A 5,711-nucleotide genomic window follows, 5' to 3' on the forward strand; every position below is an offset into this window, starting at 1 on the left:
CCCTTGGGCCGTCGCCGGCGGTAGGGCAGGTTGTAACGGACCGCCAGCCAGCCGCGTCGGGCCCACTCGTCGCAAAGTCGTTGCAGCAGTGCGGATTCCCTGCTGCCACCAGCGCCGTGCGTCAACACCACGATGCCTTTTGGGCCACCGGGTGGGTCACCGCCGGGTTCGTGAGCGATGCCGGCGATCTGCTCCAGCGTCATGACAGCCTGAACAGTGGGGACACCGGGCCGTGGCCGTGCCCGAGCGGATAGGAGGCACGCAGGCACTCGGTCACCCAATCCTTGGCGAACGCGACCGCGTCCGGCACGGTATAACCGTGGGCCAGAGCGCATGCGGTCGCTGCCGCCAGCGTGTCGCCAGCGCCGTGGTCGTGAGTGGTGTCCACTCGCGGCGACTCGAACTCGTGAAAGTCGGTGCCGTCGAACAACAGATCGGTGCTGCTGGCCGACCCCTGCAGGTGGCCGCCCTTCACCAGCGCCCACTTCGGCCCCAAGGTGTGCAGCGCGCGGGCCGCGTCGGCCTGGGATGTCGGGTCGACAACGTCGATGTCGACCAGTAGCCGCACCTCGTGCAGATTCGGTGTCACCAATGTGGCCAACGGAAACAGTTCGGCGCGAAGGGAATCCAATCCGCTGCGGTCGAGCAACGGATCGCCGTGCATCGACGCGCAGACCGGATCGACCACCAGCGGTGCGTCGGCGCCGTGTTCGCGCCAACTATCGGCGACCGCGGCGATGATCTCGGTCGACGCCAGCATGCCGGTCTTGGCGGCCTGCAGCCCGATGTCGCGGCATACCACCTCGATCTGTGCGGCGATGACATTGCCGGGGACTTTGTGAAAACCCCTGACACCCACCGAATTCTGCACGGTGACCGCTGTCACCGCGCACAACGCGTGCACCCCTAACAGAGTGCAGGTGCGGATGTCTGCTTGGATACCGGCGCCGCCACCGGAGTCCGATCCGGCGATCGCAAGCACCCGCAGCGGCGTGCTACCGAGCGGCGCCAGCGGCAGATAGGTCACTGGGCAATCGGCAGGTACACCCGATTGCCGTGCTCGGCGAACTCAACCGACTTCTCCGCCATACCTTGCTGCAAAGCGGCCTCGATGGCTTCCTCGCTGTCGAGCCCGTGCTCGGCGGCGTAGTCGCGGACGTCCTGGGTAATTCGCATCGAGCAGAACTTTGGCCCGCACATTGAGCAGAAGTGTGCGGTCTTGGCCGGTTCCGCGGGCAGCGTCTCGTCGTGGTATTCCCGCGCGGTGTCGGGGTCCAGGGACAACGCGAACTGGTCGTGCCAGCGGAACTCGAACCGCGCCGTCGACAGCGCGTCGTCACGTTCCTGCGCACGCGGATGACCCTTAGCCAAATCCGCTGCGTGCGCGGCGATCTTGTAGGCGATCACGCCGTCCTTGACGTCCTTGCGATCCGGCAGCCCGAGGTGCTCCTTGGGCGTGACGTAGCACAGCATCGCGGTACCGGCCTGGGCGATGATAGCCGCGCCGATCGCCGAGGTGATGTGGTCATAGGCCGGAGCAATGTCAGTGGCCAGCGGGCCGAGGGTGTAGAACGGGGCCTCCTCGCACAGCTCCTCTTCCAGCCGAACGTTCTCGACGATCTTGTGCATCGGGATATGCCCTGGGCCTTCGATCATCACTTGCGCGCCATGGGCTTTCGCGATCTTCGTGAGCTCACCCAAAGTGCGCAACTCGGCGAACTGCGCGGCGTCATTGGCGTCGGCGATCGATCCGGGCCGCAGCCCGTCGCCCAGCGAGAACGTCACGTCGTAGCGGGCGAAGATGTCGCAGAGCTCGTCAAAGTTGGTGTACAGGAACGACTCCTGGTGATGCGCCAGGCACCACGCGGCCATGATGGACCCGCCGCGGGACACGATTCCGGTGACCCGCTTGGCGGTCAGCGGCACATAGCGCAGCAGCACCCCGGCGTGCACGGTCATGTAGTCCACACCCTGCTCGCACTGTTCGATCACGGTCTCGCGGTAGACCTCCCAGGTCAATTCGGTCGGATCGCCTTTGACCTTTTCCAGGGCCTGGTAGATCGGCACGGTGCCGACCGGCACCGGTGAGTTGCGCAGAATCCACTCGCGGGTGGCATGAATGTCCTTGCCGGTGGACAAATCCATGATCGTGTCGGCCCCCCAGCGGGTGGCCCAGACCATCTTGTCGACCTCCTCGGCGATCGACGACGTCACCGCGGAGTTGCCGATGTTGGCGTTGACCTTGACCGCGAACGCCTTGCCGATGATCATCGGCTCGCTCTCGGGATGGTTGTGGTTGGCAGGGATCACCGCCCGGCCGCGGGCAACCTCGTCGCGAACCAGCTCGGCGGGCATGTCTTCGCGGGCGGCGATGAACGCCATCTCGGCGGTGATCTCACCGGCGCGGGCTCGCTGCAGCTGGGTGCCGCGGTCGCGCAGCACGCCCGGGCGTGGCGGCAGCCCGGCCGTCACGTCGATCACCGCGTCGGGGTCGGTGTAGGGGCCGGAGGTGTCATAAAGGTCGAAGTGCTGTCCGTTCGACAGATTCACTCGCCGAAACGGCACCTTGGCGCCGGGCACCGCGTCGAGGTCGCGGTAGGCCTTGCTGCTGCCGGCGATGGGTCCGGTGGTCACCGATGGTTCGACGGTTACGGTCATTTTTTATCCTCCCTACGTCGGCATTACCCGATCAGGTTCGTACGGTCGACGGCCCCGAGCCGTCCTCTCAGCGCACCGGGCGTGCGCTCCCGCGTTGTCTCGTGCTGTGCTTGATTGCCCGGCTCCTCCTCGGACCGTTGCACGGTCCGCATCGTCGCCGTGCTGACTACGCTAGCGCAGCGGGAGAGGCGACGACAGAACGTCTGCGCATCCGGTCTAACCAGTGCGCGCGGTCGGTAAACGGTGGAATGATCGTTAACGTGCGCGAGGCCCCTGAAGCTCAAGCAACTCTTGCAACGAGCATCGACGCCGACGCCGTCAGCGTGGGCGCCTTCCGGTTCTGGTTTGTCGGCCAGCGTTGGGAATGGTCCGACGAGGTAGCGCTGATGCACGGCTATGAACCCGGCTCGGTGGTGCCGACGACGGAACTGCTGCTGTCGCACAAACATCCAGAAGACCGCAGACATGTTCAGGACCTGCTTGATCGGGCACTGGATTCCAAGAGCTCGTTTTCCAGCCGGCACCGCTTTATCGACACCGCCGGCAACGTGCACGATGCGATCGTGGTGGCCGATCGGATGGCCGACGAGACTGGCGCGGTGGTGGGAACCGCCGGCTATTACATCGACCTGACCGCCACCATCGACGAAACCCGCCAGGTGGTCCTCGACGAAGCGCTCCCGGACCTGTTCGAGGCCCGAGCGGTGATCGAGCAGGTCAAGGGTGCCCTGATGGCCATTTACCGGGTCAGTGCGGAGCAAGCCTTCGGTGTGCTGCGCTGGCGGTCGCAGGAAACCAACACCAAATTGCGCGCGCTGGCCAAACAGCTCCTCGACGAAATCGCCACCCTGCCACCGCCGTCGGCGGAGGTGCAAAGCGCCTTCGACCACCTGTTGTTGACCGTGCATGAGCGCATTCCCGGCGAACCCGACGCATGATCTCCTCGCCCGTTAGGCTCGACAAAATCGAGGGCGGAACGCGATGGATTTGTTGACGGTCGACTGTGAGGTACGGCCGGATGCTGTCGTGGTGCAGGCCAAGGGCGAGGTGGATTCCAGCACGGGCGGCGACCTCACCGCGCAGCTGCATGCTGCGCTGCACCAGGCCGGAACCCAACCTTCTCGTCTGCTCATCATCGATTTGCAGTCCGTCACCTATTTCGGCAGCGCCGGACTCAACGCCGTGCTCGACTGCCATAGACGAGGGCTGGCGGCCGGGACGTCGGTCCGGCTGGTTGCCGACAATGGACTGGTGGTTCGTCCGATCGAGGTGACGAACTTGGACAGCGTGCTCGAGCTCTACCCCACGCTGGCCGATGCGCTGAGAGGCCGTGAGCTGGGGCAGTGAGCGGGTACCGAAGCGACTGGAGACGCGAGCCGCAGGAGCTGCCACCCGACCTTGCCAAGGCCGTCGCGCTGGGCGGCGAGATGGGCCAGCTGTTCGCTGAATTCGATTGGACCGCACACCCATTGGGGTCGCCGGTAGGGTGGCCGGCCGAACTGCGGTCCGCTGTCGCGGTGGTGTTGACCTCGCGATTCCCGATCGTATTGTGGTTGGGCGCTGACGACTTGTTCGTGATGTACAACGACGCCTACATCCAGATCCTCGGTGACAAGCACCCGGCGGCGCTGGGCCGGCGGGGCCGTTTTGTGTGGTGGGACATCTGGGAGCCGATCAGCCCGATGCTGGCCAGCGTCATCGCCACCGGCGAGGCGACCTGGTCGCACGACTTGATGCTGCCGATGATGACCGGCGGCCGACGTCGGGAACGCTACTTCACCTTCACCTACAGCCCACTAGTCGGAGGAAACGGTCAGATCTGCGGGATTTTCTGCCCATCCTGGGAAACCACCGAGCGGGTGATCAGCGAGCGACGGCTGCATCTACTCAACGCGGTGGCCTCGGCGACGATGGAAACCCGCACCGTCGACGACGCGGTGAGCGCAGCGGTTTCGGTGTGCGCCGGCCAGCCCGACGCACCGTTCGTCGCGGCCTACGTCAGCGGCGCGGACGCGGCCGAAATCACCCTCCGCGGAGCAACACCGTCGGTGCTACCGCTGCTGCCGCCCACGCTGGGAAAGCTCACCGACTGGCAGCCGACAGCGCGATCGCGGGCGCAAGTGCGAATCATCGATAACGTGGCGTCGGTCATTCGCGGTCTCGACGAGGCGTTGGGCGCCGACTGCCCGGACCAGGCCTTGGTCCTGCCTATGGGCGACAACGCGATCGCGGGGGCTCTGGTCGTCGGGACGAATCCGCGCTGCCCGCTGGATGCGCAATACCGCGGCTTTTGTCAGTTGCTCGCCGATCAACTTTCCTCGGCGCTGGCGTCGGTGGTCTCCCATGAGCAGCAGCGGCAGCGCGCCGATGCGCTGGCCGAACTGGACCGCGCCAAGACGGCGTTTTTGACCAATGTCAGCCACGAATTCCGCACGCCGCTGACCCTGCTGCTGGGGCCGCTCGAAGATGCGCTGGCCGATGTCGATTCGTCCACGGTTCTCGCCGAGCGGCTGCAAACGGCCCGGCGTAACGCGGGGCGGCTGTTGCGCCTGGTCGACTCGCTGCTGCAGTTCTCCCGTATCGAAGCGGGCCGCGCCACAACGAAATTGGTGTGCACCGATGTCGGGGCGCTGACGTTGGAGATCGCGTCGTCGTTCACCGACCTGTGCGAGCGAGCCGGACTTGAACTTGTGCTCGACTGCCGCCGAGCACTTGCCGATGTCGACCGGGACATGTGGGAAACCATCGTGCTCAACCTGCTGTCCAACGCGGTGAAATACACGCTGAGCGGCTCGATCACTGTCACGGTCCAAGCGGGCAACGACCAGTGCTTGGTCAGCGTCCGCGATACCGGAGTCGGGATAGCGCAGGCGGACCTGAAACAGCTGGGCCAACGCTTCTTTCGTGCCGACACTGCGCTGGGCCGCAGCGTGGAAGGAACCGGGATCGGGCTGTCGCTGGTACGCGGGCTGGTGGAACTTCAGCACGGCAGTCTGCGCATCGCCAGCGAACTCCACCGCGGCACCACGGTCGCCATCACGTTGCCCAAATCC

6 protein-coding genes and 1 riboswitch are annotated in these 5,711 nt (G+C 65.5%); of the genes, 3 read left to right on the forward strand and 3 right to left on the reverse strand.

The window, feature by feature from the left end:
* The 3 genes from WB785_RS04380 to thiC form a co-directional block, all read right to left on the reverse strand.
* A partial coding sequence (locus WB785_RS04380; protein ID WP_424077467.1) for an alpha/beta family hydrolase occupies nucleotides 1-203 on the reverse strand: 203 nt, incomplete at its 3' end.
* Nucleotides 200-1,027, reverse strand: a complete 828-nt coding sequence (thiD, locus tag WB785_RS04385) for a bifunctional hydroxymethylpyrimidine kinase/phosphomethylpyrimidine kinase (protein WP_424077468.1) — start codon at nucleotides 1,025-1,027, stop codon at nucleotides 200-202. The genes thiD and WB785_RS04380, both read right to left, overlap by 4 nt.
* On the reverse strand, nucleotides 1,024-2,658 hold the full coding sequence (thiC, locus tag WB785_RS04390) for a phosphomethylpyrimidine synthase ThiC (protein ID WP_424077469.1): 1,635 nt from the start codon (nucleotides 2,656-2,658) through the stop codon (nucleotides 1,024-1,026). The genes thiD and thiC overlap by 4 nt, the downstream gene beginning before the upstream one ends.
* Nucleotides 2,650-2,761: riboswitch (TPP riboswitch) on the reverse strand. It overlaps the preceding gene by 9 nt.
* A gap of 157 nt (nucleotides 2,762-2,918) precedes the next feature.
* On the opposite strand from thiC, the gene WB785_RS04395 reads away from it, so the two are divergent.
* The 3 genes from WB785_RS04395 to WB785_RS04405 all read left to right on the forward strand — a co-directional run.
* Complete coding sequence (locus tag WB785_RS04395; protein WP_424077470.1) at nucleotides 2,919-3,596, forward strand: PAS and ANTAR domain-containing protein; 678 nt, start codon at nucleotides 2,919-2,921, stop codon at nucleotides 3,594-3,596.
* A 43-nt stretch (nucleotides 3,597-3,639) separates the two neighbouring features.
* On the forward strand, nucleotides 3,640-4,005 hold the full coding sequence (locus tag WB785_RS04400; protein WP_424077471.1) for an STAS domain-containing protein: 366 nt from the start codon (nucleotides 3,640-3,642) through the stop codon (nucleotides 4,003-4,005).
* Nucleotides 4,002-5,711: ATP-binding protein (locus tag WB785_RS04405; protein ID WP_424077472.1), on the forward strand; the 1,710-nt coding region annotated here is incomplete at its 3' end. The genes WB785_RS04400 and WB785_RS04405, both read left to right, overlap by 4 nt.

Origin of the sequence: Mycobacterium sp. (assembly GCF_049585075.1) — a bacterium.
In the GTDB taxonomy this organism is placed as follows: domain Bacteria; phylum Actinomycetota; class Actinomycetes; order Mycobacteriales; family Mycobacteriaceae; genus Mycobacterium.